At 54.1% G+C, this 18,699-nt stretch carries 17 protein-coding genes; 2 read left to right on the top strand and 15 right to left on the bottom strand.

What is annotated here, in order from left to right; all coding sequences use genetic code 11:
- Positions 1-88: 88 nt before the first annotated feature.
- The 15 genes from ACR0LN_RS12335 to ACR0LN_RS12265 form a co-directional block, all read right to left on the bottom strand.
- Positions 89-847, bottom strand: coding sequence for an electron transfer flavoprotein subunit beta/FixA family protein (locus ACR0LN_RS12335; protein ID WP_170392589.1), 759 nt, complete (start codon positions 845-847; stop codon positions 89-91).
- Positions 848-1,025: 178 nt separating this feature from the next.
- Positions 1,026-1,952: a phosphate acyltransferase gene (locus tag ACR0LN_RS12330; protein ID WP_480430011.1), complete on the bottom strand. Its 927-nt coding sequence runs from the start codon at positions 1,950-1,952 to the stop codon at positions 1,026-1,028.
- Positions 1,949-3,055, bottom strand: coding sequence for a butyrate kinase (gene buk / locus ACR0LN_RS12325; RefSeq protein ID WP_480430010.1), 1,107 nt, complete (start codon positions 3,053-3,055; stop codon positions 1,949-1,951). Before buk ends, ACR0LN_RS12330 begins: the two co-directional genes overlap by 4 nt.
- A gap of 4 nt (positions 3,056-3,059) precedes the next feature.
- The gene (locus ACR0LN_RS12320; RefSeq protein ID WP_480430009.1) at positions 3,060-4,490 is read right to left on the bottom strand and encodes an aldehyde dehydrogenase family protein; all 1,431 of its coding nucleotides are present in this window, start codon (positions 4,488-4,490) and stop codon (positions 3,060-3,062) included.
- A gap of 97 nt (positions 4,491-4,587) precedes the next feature.
- Complete coding sequence (locus ACR0LN_RS12315; RefSeq protein ID WP_480430008.1) at positions 4,588-5,802, bottom strand: acyl-CoA dehydrogenase; 1,215 nt, start codon at positions 5,800-5,802, stop codon at positions 4,588-4,590.
- An 18-nt stretch (positions 5,803-5,820) separates the two neighbouring features.
- Positions 5,821-6,642: a ferredoxin--NADP reductase gene (locus ACR0LN_RS12310; RefSeq protein WP_480430007.1), complete on the bottom strand. Its 822-nt coding sequence runs from the start codon at positions 6,640-6,642 to the stop codon at positions 5,821-5,823.
- A gap of 23 nt (positions 6,643-6,665) precedes the next feature.
- Positions 6,666-6,995 carry a ferredoxin FdxA gene (gene fdxA, locus ACR0LN_RS12305; protein WP_480430006.1) on the bottom strand — a complete coding sequence of 110 codons (330 nt, stop codon included), beginning with the start codon at positions 6,993-6,995 and terminating at the stop codon, positions 6,666-6,668.
- Positions 6,996-7,105: 110 nt separating this feature from the next.
- A complete protein-coding gene (locus ACR0LN_RS12300) occupies positions 7,106-7,444 on the bottom strand; it encodes an antibiotic biosynthesis monooxygenase family protein (protein ID WP_480430005.1) in 339 nt (112 codons plus the stop codon).
- Positions 7,445-7,483: 39 nt separating this feature from the next.
- The gene (locus tag ACR0LN_RS12295) at positions 7,484-8,068 is read right to left on the bottom strand and encodes an amino acid synthesis family protein (RefSeq protein ID WP_480430004.1); all 585 of its coding nucleotides are present in this window, start codon (positions 8,066-8,068) and stop codon (positions 7,484-7,486) included.
- A complete protein-coding gene (locus ACR0LN_RS12290; RefSeq protein ID WP_480430003.1) occupies positions 8,065-8,646 on the bottom strand; it encodes an amino acid synthesis family protein in 582 nt (193 codons plus the stop codon). The genes ACR0LN_RS12295 and ACR0LN_RS12290 overlap by 4 nt, the downstream gene beginning before the upstream one ends.
- A 1-nt stretch (position 8,647) precedes the next feature.
- Positions 8,648-9,562, bottom strand: coding sequence for a UPF0280 family protein (locus tag ACR0LN_RS12285; RefSeq protein ID WP_480430002.1), 915 nt, complete (start codon positions 9,560-9,562; stop codon positions 8,648-8,650).
- Positions 9,525-11,015: a 6-hydroxynicotinate reductase gene (locus tag ACR0LN_RS12280; RefSeq protein WP_480430001.1), complete on the bottom strand. Its 1,491-nt coding sequence runs from the start codon at positions 11,013-11,015 to the stop codon at positions 9,525-9,527. The genes ACR0LN_RS12285 and ACR0LN_RS12280 overlap by 38 nt, the downstream gene beginning before the upstream one ends.
- Positions 11,005-13,749, bottom strand: a complete 2,745-nt coding sequence (locus tag ACR0LN_RS12275) for a molybdopterin-dependent oxidoreductase (RefSeq protein ID WP_480430000.1) — start codon at positions 13,747-13,749, stop codon at positions 11,005-11,007. The genes ACR0LN_RS12280 and ACR0LN_RS12275 overlap by 11 nt, the downstream gene beginning before the upstream one ends.
- A complete protein-coding gene (locus tag ACR0LN_RS12270) occupies positions 13,749-14,591 on the bottom strand; it encodes an FAD binding domain-containing protein (protein WP_480429999.1) in 843 nt (280 codons plus the stop codon). Before ACR0LN_RS12270 ends, ACR0LN_RS12275 begins: the two co-directional genes overlap by 1 nt.
- 220 nt (positions 14,592-14,811) lie before the next feature.
- Positions 14,812-15,426, bottom strand: a complete 615-nt coding sequence (locus tag ACR0LN_RS12265) for a cysteine hydrolase family protein (protein ID WP_480429998.1) — start codon at positions 15,424-15,426, stop codon at positions 14,812-14,814.
- 141 nt (positions 15,427-15,567) lie between these two features.
- Here ACR0LN_RS12265 and ACR0LN_RS12260 point away from each other — a divergent pair, with 141 nt between their 5' ends.
- Both ACR0LN_RS12260 and pncA read left to right on the top strand, forming a co-directional pair.
- Complete coding sequence (locus ACR0LN_RS12260; protein ID WP_480429997.1) at positions 15,568-17,883, top strand: molybdopterin-dependent oxidoreductase; 2,316 nt, start codon at positions 15,568-15,570, stop codon at positions 17,881-17,883.
- A gap of 103 nt (positions 17,884-17,986) precedes the next feature.
- Positions 17,987-18,625, top strand: coding sequence for a bifunctional nicotinamidase/pyrazinamidase (gene pncA / locus ACR0LN_RS12255; RefSeq protein ID WP_480429996.1), 639 nt, complete (start codon positions 17,987-17,989; stop codon positions 18,623-18,625).
- Positions 18,626-18,699: the final 74 nt, after the last annotated feature.

Genomic DNA, 18,699 nt, shown 5'->3' with positions numbered 1-18,699 from the left:
CCCAGCGATTTGACGGCGGCAACGGTCTTGGCTGTGGCGTCAACCGACAGCTCACCATTGTTAACCTCTGCGAGAAGAAGAACAGCCATTATACAGCCCCCGCTTCTTTGAGTTTCTCGACCAGCTCATCAACCGAGCCCACGATGATACCAGCAGCACGTGCCGGCGGCTCTTCGGTCTTGACGACTTCCAGACGCGGAGTGACGTCGACGCCATAGTCGGCGGCGGTTTTTTCATCCAGCGGCTTTTTCTTCGCCTTCATGATGTTCGGCAGCGATGCATAACGCGGCTCGTTCAGGCGCAGGTCTACGGTCACGATGGTTGGCATCTTGACGGAGATGGTCTGCAGACCGCCATCCACCTCGCGGGTGATCTTGGCGGTGTCGCCTTCGATGTCCAGCTCGGACGCGAAAGTGCCTTGGCTCCAGCCCAGCAGGGCCGACAGCATCTGACCGGTGGCGTTCATGTCGTTGTCGATCGCCTGTTTGCCCGCCAGAACGATGCCCGGCTGCTCTTCTTCAACCACTTTGGCGAGGATCTTGGCAACGGCAAGCGGTTCGATGTCCTGATGCACGTCATCCGCCGCGACAACCAGAATGGCGCGGTCGGCGCCCATGGCCAGTGCGGTCCGCAGGGTTTCCTGCGACTGTTTCACACCGATCGAAACGGCAACAACCTCATCGGCCTTGCCCGCCTCTTTCAGGCGGATCGCCTCTTCCACGGCAATTTCGTCGAACGGGTTCATCGACATTTTTACATTGGCGAGATCAACGCCGCTGCCATCCGCTTTCACGCGGACCTTCACATTATAGTCTATTACCCGCTTAACGGGCACAAGCACCTTCATTTCTTACCCTCCTGCATGTCGCATGTTGAAATGCCCAATGCCAAAAGAGCCGCTTCGTCCCCCGATGGCATTCTGTTTTGATGATCGCGATTCAGTTTGGCGATTTCGCACTGACAACCCGGTTGCAGAGGGATGGCAAACCGCGCCCGTGGTGGCTGGATCCAAACGGAGGGTTACATCACAGAGCACGGGTGGCACCGAGTTTCATTGCAATCGCCAGAAGCAGAGCGTTGACACGACGCTCGGAATTGTCAGATCTGGAATTCAGCATCACCGGCACTTGCGCACCTGCCACTACTGAGCCGGTTTTCGCCTGCCCATGGAATTTCCAGGCCTTTGCCACCGCATTCCCAGATTCGATTGTTGGGAACAGCAAAAGGTCAGCCCGACCGGCAACATCGGATTGACTAAGCTTCTTGATCGCGGCGGACTTGGCACTGATCGCAACGTCATAGCCGAATGGACCGTCCACGATCGTGCCGGGCAGCTTGCCTGCTTTCGCATCTTCAGTGAGCGTAGCCGCATCCGTCGTTGCCGGCAGTTTTTTCGACACTTTTTCGGTAGCGGCAACCGCGGCGACCCTGACCGGGTCGATCCCCAACCCGCGAAAGAGATTGCGGGCGTTCAGGATGATCTTACGTTTTTGGTCTAGATCGGGAGCGGGAATGATACCATTGTCAGTGACACCGATCAAACGAGGAAGCGAAGGCATTTCGGCAATTGTCAGATTTGAAAGTGCCGCTCCATCGACACGTATACCAGTGTCGCGGCTTACGATGGCACGTAAATAAGCGGTGCTGTCCAAATGGCCCTTCATCAAGAGGTCGCCAGCCCCGTCGCGTACAAGCGAAACTGCCTTCTCAGCACAATCAGCTGCATCTGTGGCATTGATCAACGAGAACCGCTCGAGAATTTCTCCTGGGAGATGTTTAGCAATAAGCGCGCTGTCTCCGGTCACATGAACCACGGAAACCAGATTTTCGCGTACCGCCTGAACGGTCGCAGCGATAACGTTTTCATCGTTTCCACCTGCCACGACGAGGCTTGAAGGTTCCGACTGTTGCACACGTTCGCGCAATTGATCAAAGGTGGTGATCGGGGTCATGCTGTTGTTCCGCTCGTTGAAACGGGCCATTGCATCGGTTTCTCTCGGCTTGAAATCGCCCTTGCTGCCCCTTCAGCCAGCGCCAGGCATTCGTCACTGCCTGGGAAAATCGAAACTGGTGCAACTCGTTGTACGGCCTTTGTCAAACGCTCAGTAATTATTGGAGAATTAACCAACCCACCGGTCAGAATGATCCCGTCCAGATCAAATGACGCGACTGCAGCCATCGAACCGATGGTTTTTGTCACCTGGTACAGCATCGCGTCATAGACTAGCTGCGCCTGCTGATCGCCTTCGGTGATCATCTGTTCGACTTTGCGAATGTCTTTTGTTCCTAGGTAAGCGAAAACGCCACCATCACCGTAGAGTTTTTTCAGCAACTCAGGTTTTTCATATTTCCCGGAATAGCACAATTCGATCAGGGGCAGGGGAGGCAGCCCGCCACAGCGTTCGGGTGAAAAGGGGGAAGCTTCCATCCGGTTTGAACTTTCGACGATTTTCCCACCAAGGATGGTTGCAATTGAAAAGCCTGCACCGAGGTGAGCAACGACGACACGCAGATCATCAAAGCGTTTGTCCAGTTGTCGGGCCAATCGCCGGGCGCAGGCGCGGATGTTGAGGGCATGAACAAAGCTGAAGCGCGGGATTTCAGGGAAACCTGAAACGCGGGCCACAGGTGGCAACTCATCCACGCTGACCGGGTCCACCACGAACGCTGGGACACCAAGTGGCTTAGCAATGCTTTGCGCCAGCGGTGCTCCAAGGTTGCTGGAATGGACATAAACCGGAGTGTGCAGCGCAAAATCCACCAACTCATCGTTGACAGCAATCACACCCGAGGGAACTGGCGTCAGCATTCCGCCCCGGCCTGCGACAGCAACCAGCGTATCTCTGGATTGCAACGAGTCTTTCAGAAACCGGTCCACACAATCGGCGCGAAACGAGAGCTGGTCGGGGATTGTTGGAAACTGGGACAATTCCGCTTCTGCATGATCCAAATTTTGTTCCGCGACGGGGGATAACCCGTCGTCTTCTATTCCAAATACCGCGCATCGAGTCGTTGTGGTGCCAGGATTGATCGATAGAATGAGTCGGCGTGCCATGACGTTATCCCGCAAACGTGTAAGCTGTTTTTACGCTGGTATAGAACTCGGCCGCATAGCGACCTTGCTCGCGAGAGCCATAGGATGATCCCTTACGGCCACCGAACGGAACGTGATAGTCGACGCCTGCTGTGGGCAAGTTGATCATGACCATGCCAGCCTGAGACTGCTGGCGGAATGCGCGGGCATATTTCAGTGATCTGGTGCATATGCCTGATGACAATCCAAATTCGGTATCGTTTGCGATACTTACGGCTTCCTCGAAATTATCGACCCGGATAACGCTTGCGCAGGGTCCAAAGATCTCTTCACGGCTGGATCGCATGTCGTTTGTTGCGTTCAAAAACAATGCCGGTTGCTGGAAAAACCCGGTTGTACTGCGTTCCAGAACCTCTCCCCCAACAATCTCTGCTCCTTCGCCTCTAGCGATGGCGACGTAGCTCAGATTGTTGCGTAATTGGCTTTCCGAAGCGACGGGCCCGATCTGGGTCCTGGGGTCCAATGGATTACCAACAACCAGAGATTTGGATTGTTCGACAATCTTCTCAACAAAGGCGTCGTGGATGTCTTTATGGACGATGATCCGGCTGGACGCCGTACAGCGCTGGCCGGTTGAGAAAAACGCCGAATTGATAGCTGTCGAGACCGCCAGTTCGAGATTAGCGTCCTCCATCACAATCATCGGGTTCTTACCTCCCATTTCAAGCTGAACCTTTTTTAGGCTCTTCGCGGCCTGAACCGCCAGTTTGCCGCCAACGGGAACCGATCCAGTGAACGACACAGCGTTGACTTTGGTATTTTCCAGCATGGCTTTGCCCACAACCGAGCCGCGACCCATGACCAAGTTGAAAACACCGGGCGGACATCCAGCGTCGTGCAAAATTTTCGCCAATGCATGTGCGCTGCCTGGTGTCAGGTCAGCAGGTTTCATAACAACTGTGTTGCCGTAGGCTAAAGCGGGAGCAATTTTCCATGCGGGGATCGCGATCGGGAAATTCCAGGGTGTGATCAGACCGACAACGCCCACGGGCTCACGTAGGACTTCGACGTCAACATCCTGTCTGACCGACGCAATAGCGTCACCGGGAACCCGTAGTGCCTCTCCGGCGAAAAACCTAAAAATCTGCCCGGCGCGTACCGTTTCTCCGATCGCTTCAGTAAGAGTTTTACCTTCTTCCCGGGCCAAAAGACGGCCCAGTTCATCTTTGCGATCCAAAATGCTTTGCGCGACCTTTTCCAATACATCCGCACGCGTCTGCGGCGAACCCGTGGCCCAACTATCCAGTGCGTCACCAGCCGCATCGACCGCAGCCTCGACCTGAGCAACGTCCGCGCGAGCGTATATTCCGACCACATCTGATGTGTCGGCGGGATTGACATTCTCGGTCTGATCGCCGCTGTCGGCCCATTCACCTGCGATTAAGTTCCGGTTCATCTGGCTTCCTTATTCTGATGTGGGGAAAGCCAGTTAACTAGCTTTCCCCACATGCGCACCAATTCCGGGGAGGGAATTGGCCGGGGAGGTTTTTGGCTTAGAAGAACGCTTGCAGACCAGTCTGCGCTCGCCCAAGGATCAATGCGTGAACATCATGAGTGCCTTCGTACGTGTTCACAGTTTCCAGATTAACCATGTGACGGATGACCTGGAATTCTTCGCTAATTCCGTTGCCGCCGTGCATGTCGCGAGCGTGACGCGCAATTTCTAACGCCTTGCCACAGTTGTTCCGCTTCATCAGACTGATCATTTCGGGCGCGGCTGCGCCTTCATCCAACAGACGACCGACGCGAAGCGAGCCTTGAAGGCCCAATGCGATTTCGGTCTGCATATTCGCCAGTTTCAATTGGAACAGCTGTGTTTGTGCTAGCGGCTTCCTGAACTGTTTCCGGTCCAAACCATACTGGCGCGATGCATGCCAGCAGAACTCCGCTGCACCTAGAACCCCCCAACTGATACCGTAACGCGCCCGATTCAGGCAGCCGAAAGGACCTTTCAGGCCTTCCACGTGAGGCAACAGCGCATCCTCGCCCACCTCGACGTTGTCCATAACGATCTCACCGGTGATAGAGGCGCGTAGGGACAGTTTCCCGTCGATTTTCGGCGCCGAAAGACCATTCAGTCCTTTGTCGAGGATAAAGCCGCGGATCTTGCCGTCATGCGCTTCAGACTTTGCCCAGACGACAAATACGTCCGCAATCGGGCTGTTGGAGATCCACATTTTTGAACCTGTTAGGCGATAACCGTTTTCAGTTTTCAAAGCGCGGGTCTTCATCCCAGACGGATCGGAGCCTGCATCCGGTTCTGTCAGGCCAAAGCAACCGATCCATTCGCCGCTCGCCAGCTTAGGCAGGTATTTTTTGCGTTGTTCATCTGTTCCATACGCATAGATCGGATACATCACCAGGCTCGATTGGACGCTCATCATCGAGCGGTAGCCGCTATCAACACGTTCAATTTCTCGCGCGATCAGCCCATAGCTGACATAGGATGCACCGAGCCCACCGTATTCTTCGGGGATGGTTGGGCCCAACAGTCCCATATCGCCCATTTCACGAAAAATCTCTGGATCGGTGCTTTCGCCGGCGAACGCTTCGATGATCCGCGGTTGCAGCTTTTCCTCAGAGTATGCACGAGCGCTATCGCGCATCATGCGTTCTTCTTCGGTCAATTGACCGTCCAAGAGGAAGGCATCTTCCCAGTTGAATGAAGAAAGTCCAGGTTGACTGGGTTTTGGCAGTTCTCGTGACATGGTTTGATATCCTTGTGATCAATCAACAAACGCACGTTCAACAACGAACGTTGCAGGTTTGTTGTTGGCGCCTTCAACAAGGCCGAATTCTTCAAGAATTTCCTTGGTTTCGTTTAGCATTGCCATTGAACCGCAAATCATACCGCGATCTTCTTCTGGGTTGATTTTCGGTATGCCGAGATCCTCAAACACCTTTCCCGAACGCATAAGGTCGGTGATCCGGCCCATGGTTGGAAAGTCCTCGCGGGTTACCGTTGCATAGTGACGCAGTCGGCCATTGGCGAACTCACCGACAAGTGGATCTTCGAGACATTCCTTGACCAGTTCCTGTCCATATTTTAGCTCTGCAACTTCGCGACAGGTGTGCGTCAGGATGACTTCGTCAAACTTTTCGTATGTTTCAGGATCGCGGATCAACGACGCAAACGGAGCGATCCCAGTTCCGGTCGAGAACATGTAAACGCGTTTGCCGGGAAGGAGTGCATCATTGACGAGCGTACCTGTCGGCTTCTTCCGCATCAAAACTGTGTCACCAACCTGGATCTTCTGAAGGTGTTCTGTCAGTGGTCCGTCCGGAACCTTGATTGAAAAGAACTCAATTTCTTCGTCCCAGGACGGGCTGGCAATTGAGTACGCGCGATAGACTGGCTTTTCTGCATTGGGCAACCCAATCATGACAAATTCGCCAGAGCGGAAGCGAAAGCTGGCCGGACGCGTGATGCGGAATTTGAACAGTCTGTCGGTGTAGTGTTCAACTGAAGTAACGGTTTCGGCAAAAACCCCTGTTGGGATTGCAAAACTCACAGCTTCGCCTTGAACAATTGGAGTGACTTCGGTCATTTTGGCCTCGATAATCTGGTGTATTAGCCGGGTGGGTTTTCAGAGAGGTGCTGAAGCTTGTCTGTTTTTTCCGCCCACTCAACATTTCCCTCCATCGGTTCTTTTTTCTCTGCGATGTTGGGCCAAAGTTCAGCGAATTTCGCATTGATATTCAGCCATTGTTCTAGGCCGGGTTCTGTATCAGCGCGAATGGCGTCGACGGGGCATTCAGGTTCGCAGACACCACAGTCGATGCATTCATCAGGATGAATGACCAAAAAGTTTTCGCCTTCGTAAAAACAATCCACCGGGCAAACTTCGACGCAATCGGTGAATTTGCAGTTGATGCAACTGTCTGTGACAACGTAGGTCATGCAACCCTCATATTCATTTGTATGCTAACAATATTGGTGAAAGAAAATATGTCAACTGTTTTCACCAATTTCCATTTCTCACTCGGTTGTTCGACAGATCGACTTCAGAACTAGCTCTTTGAAATCAAACTTTTTATTTCATAAAGAACGGGTTCGAAACCTTTGCTCAGTTCGGCTAGTTTCTTGTTGGCAATCTGCATGTGCTCCGAACGAAGAACATTTAGAAAGTCCTCGCGCGATTCCCATTGCGAATAACTTGCGACGCGCGTTTTAGCGTCATTCACATGAATGGCAGCATCGATGAACCCATTTTGCTTGCAGATGAAATCATCGTAGGCCTGCGTTAGCGTGCTCAGCAATTCGTCATAAGTTCCGAACGAAACGTCATAGGTCACCATGACGGTCTGATTCTGGCTAGACTGTATTATTTCCATCTGGATGTTCTCCATATGAGTTTTCCGGGTGTCCGGTTTCAAGGGCTGCACCGGTTAGCGTAGACCGTCTCTGCCCTCAGCTTCATCGTGGGTGAGTCCACCGACGCGGGGCAGCGGTCTGCCACTATCGGCGACGGCAACTGCCACCAATATCTCGTTGGCGCGGGGGGCATCGTTCAGGCGGATTTCAACACCGTCGAAATGTGACCGGACATAGGCCGCGTCTTTGTGGCCCAACGGAACATCAAGATCCTGACCCATTCCGCCGCGTTTTTTCGATGACGGAACAAGAGCGGCACCTTTTTCGACGGCGTGGCGCAGCGGTGCGCCGAGTTTGGGGTGCAAAATGGCTGCGGCATGTTCAATTTCGCCGTTTTCACCGACCATGGCTGCCTTGCCGTAGCTTTCGATGCGTGCCGGGTCGACGCCCAGTGCGTCTACGGCTTTTTTCCCCAGCAAACCGCCGAGCTCGGCCCCGATTTCCATCAGATCGGCCAGATCTTCGACAAACTGACCGGCAAACGGATTCTTGATGACGGCAGCGGCAACTGATTTGCGCGTCGGCGGTGAAATAGGTTGGCCCGCTTCAGTATGGACTTCCTCAACCCAGGTCGCAATTTTTCTGATTTCGGCGCTCATTTCAGCCCGTCCTCTCCTTTGATGTCCCAAGCTTCCAACCCGCCCGAGCGAGAGTGGATGCGTGGACCAGTTGTCATAACCAGGGCAAACAGCAATTCGTCTGCACGGGGTGAATCATTCAGACCGATTTCCATCGAGTCGAAATGGCTTCGCACGTAGGACGCGTTTATATGGGTAATCGGTACGTCCAACCGTGTGCCGACTCCACCGACCTTCTTGGCAGACGGAACGATGGCCTTTGTTCCTGACAGAACCTCCCTCATGGCATACCCACCAGGTGCGTGCCAAAGTGCGCCATGTTCAAGTTCGCCGCCAGCTCCGACGAGCGAGGCTTTTCCGTAACCTTCTACAAGGTCCTTGCCACCAAGCGCCTTAGCAAGCTCGATCGCCATGGCAAGTCCCAAGGGACGCAGATCGTCCATGAAGGGTTGAATGTCCTCGACATAGCGGCCGGCAAATGGGTTCTGCAGCACCGCAAGCGCAGCTCCTCTTTTCAGCGGTTTATCAGCGGCGGGGCCGCCTTCGTGGAAAATCTCTTCCACAGTGATCATTCGTTTTCGTACATGCAGGTCAGGCATATTATTGTTCCTTTAGGCCAAGTCTGTTCCGGTCCGCCATGGCACCGACAATTGTCGACCGCCCCTGAAGAAACAACGCGGCTCCGGTAATCTTGTTTGATTCGAGCATGTGTTGAGCGATGGACGCCCCTCTGGAAAGTGCCGTCTTGCATTCGGTTTGTGAAAGCGCACCGACGGAGGTTACGACCGGCCTGTCGCCGAGATCGCTATCTGGAGACAGATCATCGGCGGGCATACGCTGAATGGCCGGATGATCCGGCAGATCCACGGCATTTGCAATTAGTGTGGCGGCAACATCGGCTGATGCAGCGTCTTTTGCCAGAACGGTCACGCTGTCGGCTATTCCGAGGGAATGGCTGCGCCCATGTGTGCCGCTGGTTGCGATGCCGCCGACCCCGTGTTCGGGGTGCAGTGTGATACGGCCAAGATCAGACCCGCCATATTCGGCTATAGCGACGGAAAACGCTTCTCCAGTTTGCAGATGCAGCGCGATGTCTCCGCCGTTGTTCACATAGGCACGTCGCAGCGGCACCTGTGATACCATGACATCCAAGATTACATCGGCCACCGAGCCAGCTACGGCAATCATGGGTGTCAGAAACTGACCGTCGAAAAATGTTCTTGCAGCAGACGTCATTCGGAGTGCCACAGGGTTATAGGGGTTCCGTGTTCCGTCTGATATCGGGCTTCGCAGGAAACCCAGTTCCCCGACAAGACCTTCAAGCAATCCATCAAATCGCTTTGCTGCGACCTGAAATGCTGTTTGCCGCGCGTTCTCATCGTCGGAATCCGCACCAATGATCAGGTCAATGGGGCCGTGCTGCAAATGCAGACGTTCCCCACCTTCGAGATATGCAGCAACCGGCCCGGACAAGATTTCAACTGTCTTTCCGCCAGCGGAAATTCCGGCTATCATGAGGATCGCTTTCGGGGTCGATCTGATCGACGCGACGGACCGAGTCAGTGATGACGTCATGGACAGGCTGAACGCTGTCGGCGTGTCCGCCAAGCGCCACGTAATCCGATAGGCGCATGGTGAACTCGATTGGCGCAACCAGCGCAGGCGTCGGGACATAGCCGAAGGAGTTCGAGGGCATGTCCAGAACATCTGCCATCACCGTGATCCCGCCACCGGGCCAAACATAAGCGTTGGCGCCACCGCAAGACACGTAAGTTAGCGAATCCTTCACCGAATGGGTCAGCTTCACCGGGTTTTCTGTGACACCGGCCCGCAATGAGCCGCCGGCACCCCCCATAAACAGAACCGAACAGACCGAAGGTTCGCAGTTCTCGGCGATCCTTTCCACCGAAGTCTGCAATGATACCGGTAGCGGCTGCGGCTGTGGTTCGAGGTTTTCGTCAAGTTCGAAATAGGCGAATTGCTCACCCGTAGTAGACACCATGAGCAGACGAAGCCCCTGCCACGCGACTTTTTCGTCCGCTGGATTAAGAATCGACAACGGATCTTCGATGTCCGTGCCTCCCCAACCAAGACCCGGTTCCGCAACCTGGAAATACCGTCCTGGTGTTGAACGCCGGCCTTTCACCTTTATGCCGGTCGGCGGAACGTTCAGGAGTTTTCCGGCTTGGTGTTCAGACAAAACACCAGTGATGTGGTCGTCCACCACCACAACTTCGTCCACGTGTTGCGCCCATTGAGAAGCAAACATGCCAATCGTGGCCGAGCCACAGCCGACGCGCATCAACTTTTCTTCCACGCCGTTTACGATCGGTGGCTTGCCTGCCTCGACCACGACAGTTGCACCGTCGTCAATAGTCAGTTCGACGGCTTCTCGGTTGCAAAGGCGCAAGAGCGCATCGCATGTGATGCGGCCTTCTTTCTTTGTACCGCCTGTCAAGTGTTCAACGCCTCCGAGCGACAGCATCTTTGAGCCGTATTCGCTGGTCATCACGTGGCCAATCGGTTCGCCTTCGGCGCGCACAATCGCACGTTCATGTCCGATGAACCTATCTGTGTCGATTTTGACTTTCACACCGCAGTAACTGAAGATCCCCTCGGTCACGACTGTCACCATGTCGGCGTCGTTGACGGTTTGGCTGACGATGAAGGGAGCAGGTTTGTAGTCCGGATACGTCGTACCGGCGCCGACTGCCGTAATAAACGGGCGGTTCGACTGAACTATATCGCCATCCCAATCGTTCCCGTCGGTTCCTTTCATAAATGGCACGGCTTTCGCCCCGCTCTCTTTAGAATTCTCGATGATGGTAAGCGGATCCAGTCGCACCAATTCGCCGCCACTATTGGCGTATCTGTCACATGCGCCGGATTTGCCGTCGGCGATGTAGCACAGAACAGGACATGCATCACAACGGATTTTTTCCGGTTTTGCGCGGTCTTCACTTGCCATTTTTGTGTTCCTTGATTGCGGTACGGAGGTTAGAAGGAGTCACCGGGACTGAACGCATACGAACGCCGGTCGCGTTGGCGATTGCATTCAAAATAGCCGGTGCAGTTGGAACCAGCACGTGTTCACCGAGGCCTTTTGCGCCATAGGGCCCAAATGCGTCTTCTACTTCCACGATATAGGTTTCAACCGGTGGCATGTCGCCGACAGTCGGGATCAGATAGTCGTGCAGGTTTTCAGTTCGGCCCGGCAGGTATTCTTCCATCAGTGCCATGCCAAGGCCTTGCGCAATGCCGCCATGTACCTGACCTTCGACCAGCATCGGATTTATGGCCTTTCCGACATCGTGGGCTGCGTAAAATTTGATCGGCTTCAGTGTCCCGAGAGCCTGGTCAACTTCGACCACAGCCAATTGAACGGCGTAACCGAATTGCGCGTATGGATGACCCTGTCCGTTCTCATCTAACGGTTTCGTGGGCGGGTCATAAGTTTCCTCTGCCGAAAAGGCGTAGCCGAGGTTGTCGGTCGGCAATTCCGAAAGTGCAATTTCGTGACTTTCGGGCCCATCGGTGATGTCAATCATACCATCTCCGAAACGAAGCGATGCACTTTCAGATGCGTTGACATGACGCAGGATGGATTTGCGTAATGAGTCGCCAGACAGGCGTGCCGCGTTGCCAGAAACGAAGGTCTGCCGCGAGGCAGAGGTCTTCCCTGCGTCGGGCGTTTGATCCGTGTCAGCGCCGATGCGCTCAACCTGGGCGGAGTCTATCCCGAGGGCCGACGAAAAAATCTGTGTGATGACTGTATTTGCGCCCTGGCCGATGTCCATTGCGCCTTGATGCAACACAACCGTGCCATCATGGCGAATACCACTGCGTATCGTCGAGGGGTTCGGCAACGACGTATTGCCGCAACCATACCAACCCGCGGCAATACCAACGCCGCGCCGCTTCGAGCCCGACTGCGCCGCGTTGAACGCCTTGGCTTCTTTCTGTTCCTTGACCCAATCACCTCGCAATGCTTCAAGGCACTCTTTGACTCCAACGCCCTTGGTAAACACCTGTCCACAAACCGTCGGGACATTGTTTGCCAGTGCATTGGTGATCCGGAAATCCAGAGGGTCCATGCCGATCTGTTCGGCCAGTTCGTCGAACAGAGTTTCCTGCGCGATCGCCGATTGTGGCACGCCAAACCCGCGGAAAGCACCTGCTGGGGGGCAATTGGTGTGCACACCATTCGATTCGGCGCGGTAATCAGGGATGCGATAGGGGCCGGAAGCATGAACTGGCACACGGTTGGCTACTGTTGGCCCCCAAGAAGCATAGGCTCCGGTGTTGAACGCACCGAAGAAGTCCATGCCGCTAATCTTGCCGTCTTTGGTAGCGCCAATCCGGACTTTGAGCTCAGACGGATGCCGTTTCGTGGACGACTGCATCGATTCTGTCCGTGAATACGTGATGCGTACTGGCTTGTTTGTCTTCATGGCGCCCAGTGCCAAATAGGGCTGCATCGAGATATCGAGCTTGGACCCAAAGCCGCCGCCAACACCCGTTGGGACGATTCTGATCTGGCTGCGATCCATACCAAGAATGATTTCCATGGCATCAAGATCCATGCCCGGCGCCTGTGTGCAGGCATGAATTTCCACGCGCCCGTCCACAATTTCGGCATATCCTGCTTCTGGCTCAATATAGGCGTGCTCTACAAAGCCCGAACGAAATTCACCTTCCGCCACGAATTCAGCGGCTTCCAACGCTTTCGCTGGGTCGCCACAGGCCACAAAGCCGCGACACATCAGGTTCTCGTCACGCGTATCGTGAACCTGCGGTGCGCCCAACGCTCTTGCTTCTGAAACGGTGACAGCGGCTTTCAACTCTTGCCAGGTCACCGGGAAATTGGCCGGATCGAAGTTGCGGATGGCTTCAGGCGTACCCACTACGGCCGCGACGGCCTCGCCTCGGAAGCGGGCGACAGTTTCAGCGAAGACCGGTTGATCCGCAAACTCAGGAATGACCCCATGACAGTTTTTGCCCGGAATGTCATCGGCGCTCAGAACGGCTTCGATCCCGGGGTTGGCGTCGGCCCAAGCTTCCAGGTCCCCGAGCTCAAAACTGGCGCGGGGATATGGGGATCGAATAACTGCAATTTCGAGTGTGCCTTTTGGTGCCACATCGTCGCCGAACTTTTCTGTGCCTAAGACTTTGTCCAGCCCGTCCAGACGACGGATGGCGGAACCTACATTGCCGGAATCGACAATCTTCGCTGGCGCACCGACCACGGCATCTATGATTTTGCGATACCCTGTGCATCTGCAAAGCACGCCGCCAAGCGCATCTTGAACGGTTTCTTCGTCAGGACTGGAGTCGCGGCGCAACAGCGCCACGGCGGACACCATCATGCCCGGTGTGCAAATACCGCATTGGGCCGCGCCATGATCCTGAAAGCTTTCGGCAAGGCCTTTTGCTACGTTATCGTTTTTCACAAGTCCGGAGACAGTTTCAATCGACTGTCCTTCTGCCTGGTGTGTTGTGATGAGACAGGCGCAAGCGATCTCGCCGTTCACAAGGACCGTGCATGCGCCGCAGTCACCGGCGTTACACCCAATTTTGACGTCGCGCGCGCCGAGACGTTCACGCAGGGTTTCTGACAGACGCTCACCTGGAAAGGCGTCGGTCTCAACCGATGCGCCGTTCAGATCAAACCGAATTTTCGGGGGTACAGGATGGCCGTCCATTATGCGCTCCGTTCGCAAGCGTTCATGACTGCACGACGGCACATTTCTGCCACCACATCCAGTCGGTATTCAGCAGTTCCGCGTACATCGGAAATCGGTGATAGCTGGCTCATGTCAGCTGTTGCATCAATTTCAAGGTTTGCGACTTCATTGATTGTCTTGCCCATCAACCGGGTCTCGAATTCTGGAAGCCTTGCTGCGACGGGTGAGCAACTGCCAACAGAGACCCGTGCCTCCTCAATGCGTCCGTTGCGGACAACGACAACGGCAGCGACCATGGCAATCGAGATCACTAGATGCTTGCGGCTTCCCAGCTTCAGAAATGCGCTGTTCGCGCTTTCGACAATCTCTGGGATAAGAAAGGCCGTCAGTATTTCATCTTCAGCCAAATCGATTCGGCGCACACCTGTGATGAAGTCCGTCAGCTTGACCTGACGACGCCCGGACTTGGATGTAAGCTCAACTTCGGCATCGAGTGCGACAAGAGGGGGCACGCCGTCTGCAGCGGGCGAGGCATTGCAAATGTTTCCACCCACCGTGCCACGGTTCTGGATCTGCACAGACCCGACCTCTTTACCGGCAAGTTGTAATGCGTGAAACGCTGCCGGGAGGTCAGCCTTAACAACATCTGTCCACGTGGTCATCGCTCCAATGCGCCAGCCGTCCGAGGTGTTTGTGATTCCCCGCAGTTCGGGAATGCGGGTAAGATCCAGCAAGGTTTCCTGACAATCGGTAACGGATCTCGACGGGAAGTAATCCGTGCAACCAGCAATGATTTTTGGCGTCTGATTCGCCCTAATCACGCACGCTTCATCAAGTCTGGTCGGTGACAGATAAGACAAGCAAGCCTCCCTATTATCGTTTGTATGCTAACATTAAATTCAATGAGAATGTGAGTCAATTCCCTTTAAGAGATACACTTCAGATCTACGAAATCGTAAACGAAAAACTCCTGATCGTTGAATAACAACGATCAGGAGATTGCTACCTCATTGCACCAAGGTGTGTTGCACTAAGGGTTGAGCGTGGGTTTTACACCTGCGTCTCTGTCCGTGAAGGATCTTACGCGGCAGCGGCAAAGCTGCTCAATTCTGCTACTACCTGATCGGACGTCTGGAACTGACGTTCTTCATCGGTTGCATAGTAGGTCTTGTAATACTCAAGACCTCCTTCGTGAGCTTCCTGGCTGAAGGCCTGAAGTGCATCGGTGATCCAGACGATGTCATAGCCACGCTGGAAAAGGTCACCCGAAGTATGGCGGCAGCAGCAGTCCGTGTGCAGGCCAGTCATGTAAACGGATTCGATGCCACGATCCTTAAGCTGCTGCTCGATGTCGGAGCTGAGAAAGCCGCTGTAAGTGGTCTTTGGCAGGACCAAATCTTCTGGCTCTGGCCCGAGCTCTGGAAGAATTTCCGCCCATTTTGTGCCCTTCATGGAATGAGCAGGCCACTTTTTCAGTTCGATATCGTCTTCGGTGTGTTCATCAGTCGAGAAAATGACCGTGACGCCAGCCTTACGAGCTGCGGCGAGCACTTTCTGAAGCGGTGGAATGATTCCGGCTGCTGCTTTGCGGTACTCCGGGCCACCAGCGTTTGCGATGAATCCGCCTTCTTCAACGAAATCACGAGCCATATCGATTAAGATGATGGCGCGCTTCTTTGGGTCAACTGTGGACATATGTACCTCCCTAATGTTTGTATGCAAATGAATCGGTAGCATTTTGTTCGTGTTGGCGCAACAAAATGATTTTGGTTTCGGAATGGGCGGTTTAGTCGCGCTTTTCCCCGAAAAATGAGATGAAGATAGAGGTGTAACCCAATGAAGATGAGAAAATTGCCATTAACAGTCGGGCACTGGGGTACATACAGGGCCGAGGTGCAAGATGGGCGGTTAGTCGCCTTGCATGGGTTTGAAGATGACCAAAACGTGTCCGAAATAGCTCAAGGTTTTGTGGACACGATAGACGATGAACTCCGCATTCGCCGCCCTATGATTCGCAAAAGCTGGCTGGAGCAAGGACCGGGATCGGAGACCCAGCTCAGGGGGAAAGAGCCGTTTTTAGCGGTTCCGTGGGACGAAGCCGAAGAGATTGTTGCCAACGAACTGAGTCGGGTTCGTGGGGACAAAGGGAACGAGGCAATATTTGCCGGATCTTATGGTTGGGCCAGTGCGGGTCGCTTCCACCATGCGCAGAGCCAGATTCACAGGTTTATGAACTGCATTGGAGGTTATACGCGGTCGAATAACACCTACAGTTTCGCCGCCGCCGAGGTTATCGTTCCACACGTTCTGGGAGATTTTTGGGGGCCGCTTGCGGCTACAACGAGTTGGGACATCATCGCCGATTCCGGGGAGCTGGTTGTGGCATTTGGTGGAATTCCGCTGAAAAACGGTCAAATTACTCCGGGTGGTGTTGGAGTGCATCGGCAAGCTGAAGGTTTCAAGGCGGCGAAAAAAGCTGGCGTTGAGTTCGTGAATGTCAGCCCATTGCGATCAGATGTTGAGGACGAACTGGCGCCGGAGTGGATGGCGGTTCGGCCAAACAGTGACACGGCTTTAATGCTGGGGTTGGCACACACCCTCGTCGTGGAAAACCTTGCTGACCGTGCTTTTCTTGCCAGCCACACAGTTGGTTTTGAACGGTTTCAGGAGTATCTGTTAGGCACGTCCGACAGGGTCGCTAAAGACGCTGATTGGGCGGCTAAGCTTTGCGATATTCCGGCAGAGCGCATCCGTGCGCTCGCCCGCAAAATGGCGGCCAAGAGAACAATGATTTCGGTTAGCTGGTCGTTGACCCGTCAGGATCACGGCGAACAACCGTACTGGATGTCGATCACGCTGGCCGCCTTGCTCGGTCAGATCGGGCTACCAGGAGGAGGCATAGGATTCGGTTACTCGGCGAGCAATAATGTTGGCGACAACTATCACAGCATTCATGTGGCTTCGTTGCCTCAGGGTAACAATCCTGTTGCATCTTATATTCCGGTCGCACGGATAACCGAAATGTTGGAGAATCCGGGACAGCCTTTTGATTACAACGGCGATCGGGAGACTTACCCGCACATTGATTTGATATTCTGGGCCGGCGGCAATCCGTTCCACCATCATCAGGACCTGAACAGGATGGTCAAAGCGTGGCAAAAGCCCAGTACCATCGTCGTGAATGAATGGACTTGGAACGCGCTGGCAAAACACGCCGACATCGTGCTGCCGTGCACAACGCCTCTTGAACGTGAGGATCTGGCGATTTCACCCTATGATCCGTACTTCACCTATATGAGCAAGGTGATCGACGAAGTTGGCGAAGCGCGCAACGACTATGAGATCTTTGCCGGAATTGCCAAAAAGATGGGGGTCGAGGAAGAATTCACCGAGGGCAAAACTGCGCATGAATGGATGCGGGATATTTATGGGCGGTCACTGGACCGCGCGATTACGGCAGGCTTCAATCTTCCAAGCTTTGACAAATTGAAGGAATTGGGAACGTATAACATCGGGAGGCCGGAAACACCTCGAAACCTGCTGGAGGAGTTTCGTGCTGATCCCGAGACGCATGCTTTGGGAACACCCAGTGGCAAAATCGAAATCTTTTCCGAGACGATTGATCGATTTGGCTATTCCGATTGTCCCGGGCACCCCGTCTGGATTGAACCAGCGGAATGGTTAGGCTCAGCAACCGAGGACCATCCGTTACACCTGATTTCGAACCAGCCCACGCGAAAGTTGCATTCGCAGCTCGATCACAGCAAAAATTGCCGGGATATCAAGATCGCCGGGCGCGAAGCGATCGCGCTTCACCCGGATGATGCAAAGCTGCGCGGATTGGCTAACGGTGACATTGTGCGAGTATACAATGCGCGGGGTGCGTGTCTTGCCGGCGTTGTGATTAACGCCAATCTCAAGCCCTCCGTTGTCCAGATGAGTACCGGGGCGTGGTATGATCCGGACACCGGAGATGAGGGGCAGGGAATGTGCAAACATGGCAATCCGAATGTCTTGACGCTTGATAAAGGCACATCAAGTTTGGCGCAGGGTCCGATTGCTCATACCTGTATGGTTGAAGTCGAACTTTTCTCCGGGCCTGTTCCGACGTTGACAGCATTTCAGCCACCTGAAATCATTGAAAACCAGTAACTTGAACCATGCGGAACCGATGCTGTTTGAAAAGGCTTGACGATCGACATAAAAATTGTTCGTATACTAATGAATATATGTCAGCGTTGGAGGAGTTAGCTGAATGTCCAAAAAAATTAGACTAACCGATGAGGATGTCCTTGTTGTGATCGATGTGCAAAAGGACTTCTGCGCAGGAGGCGCTCTTGCTGTACAGAATGCTGATGCTGTAGTAGGGCCTGTCAACGCACTGATGGACAAGTTTCTGAATGTTGCGATCAGTCAGGACTGGCACCCAGTCGGGCACAAATCGTTTAACACGTCTCATGAAGGCAAAGCCCCATTCGAGACGATCGAAATGCCGTACGGAGAGCAGATCTTGTGGCCTGAACATGCGGTTGCCGGGACACCCGGCGCTGAGTTTCACCCCGAACTGAATACAACAAAAGCAAAAGCCATTATTCGCAAGGGCACTAACATCGACATCGATTCCTATTCAACGTTTTTTGAGAATGACCGTAAGACACCGACCGGGATGGCCGGGTACCTGCGCCAAAACGGATTCAAACGTGTTTTCCTTTGCGGCATCGCAACCGAGTACTGCGTCGGTTTCTCTGGCGTAGATGGAACCGCGGAAGGTTTTGAAGTTTTTGTCATCACGGACGCCACAGCGCGTTTTGACAACGAAGACTATGATCCGATGATTGCGCGTTGGAATGAATGCGGCGTTACACAGGTTACATCGAACGATCTGGAAGCCTGATCAAGTCGATCAATTTATGAACAAACTCACCGACGCCGATGGTCGGTGGGTTTGGTTACGGTGCAAACGTTTCT

Source organism: Ruegeria sp. AA6, from assembly GCF_056542865.1.
The sequence above is the reverse complement of the archived record's forward strand: the minus strand, read 5'-3'. Positions and strand labels throughout refer to the sequence as shown.